A 1420-nucleotide genomic window follows, 5' to 3' on the forward strand; every position below is an offset into this window, starting at 1 on the left:
ATAAAGGAGTTGTACAACACTCCACATTTTACCATATAATGTACATTCTCCACGCCGCCCCTGGAGGCTTTCCCTCCCATGTCTCAACGGGTCAATTGCCCTATCATTCCTTCGTCATGCCTATCCAAGGGGTGGAGGCCAGTTATGCTAACCTGATGGGTCGGTGCCCTTTTGTTCAAGTAATCTGGTACTCCGTACATTTTTGAGATCCTACGAATAAGCCAACATTAGTAAAAAGAAAACTATGAACATTAGTTTTTAAAGGTTCCCTTCGAGAACCCTATTAAAAAATCCCCCTTTAAAACTACGCAATCATTTCAGTTATAGGTTGAACTTTATCTGCACAATAAGACTCGTTTCTGCGTGCTATTCCAACMAATATCCTAGCTAGCTTACCCACCAATTTCATAATCGATTTCATTTTCTTCATTTTTTTCACCTTAACATTATGGGAGTGAATGGCTCGAAATTCCGTGTTATTCATYACAAGGCTCATGGTGGCTAAGTAAAGGAAACGCCTTAGCCTAGATCGCCCTCGTTTAGAGATGACAATTTGGCCTTTCCACTTTCCAGAGCTTGCTTCAGCCAGATGCAACCCAGCGTGTCGAAGTAAAGAATTACCATGTGAAAAACCACTTAGATCTCCTGCTTCACCTAATATTCCGGCTAAAGAAATTTCACTAATTCCCTTAATGGCAAGCAGCTTCTTGGCAAAAGGTATTTGTGTTAATACATCCTTAACCTCYTGTTCCACTCTTTCGAGTTGTAAGACTGCGAGATCATACTCCTCTAATAATTGTTCCAAATGAAATTTATACGCTTCAAGTGCTTGTTTTGTGCCGACAGATTTCCTAGCTAACTGAAGAAGTAATTGAGCCTTCTTTAATCCAGGCTGCCTCTTCATTATTGATTTCCAACCTGMAACAACATCATGAGGTTTCAGGGAACGCAGTTCCATTGGAGATGGAAATAAACGAAGTGTGGCGATTGCCCCTTTAGCAGTAATGTCTTTAAATACTTGCCTGAGTTCGGGAAAGACAATATCCACCCAACGGTTTAATTGATTAATAGTGCTAACGAGTCGTTTAACTACCACATCACGGTTAGACATAAGGACCCTAAGTATTTCAAATGATTCTGAAGTGTTCCTGACAAAGGTGTAGTAACCGTTCTTCACCATATCAGCGATGACCAGGGCATCTTTCTTATCACTTTTCGACTGAGTATTATCACGGTTTTCTTTATTCCTTTTTACTAAGTGAGGGTTTACCGTTACTACCTCAATTCCTTGTTTAAATAGCCATTTTGAAAGATTAATCCAGTAATGGCCTGTAGGTTCCATTCCCACGATGGCTGCCTCCAGTTTATTTAATCTTTGAAGCTTATCCATCCATTTTAATAAACTAGCAAATCCATCTTC

Annotated in this window: 1 protein-coding gene; it reads right to left on the reverse strand. The window is 40.0% G+C overall.

Translation table 11 applies throughout. The features are described 5' to 3' along the window. Window positions 1-304 precede the first annotated feature (304 nt). The coding region (locus tag AC1DIV_RS29920; protein WP_477577957.1) for an IS110 family RNA-guided transposase at window positions 305-1420 on the reverse strand (1116 nt) is incomplete at its 5' end.

This window comes from Peribacillus sp. 05N428, from assembly GCF_056397085.1.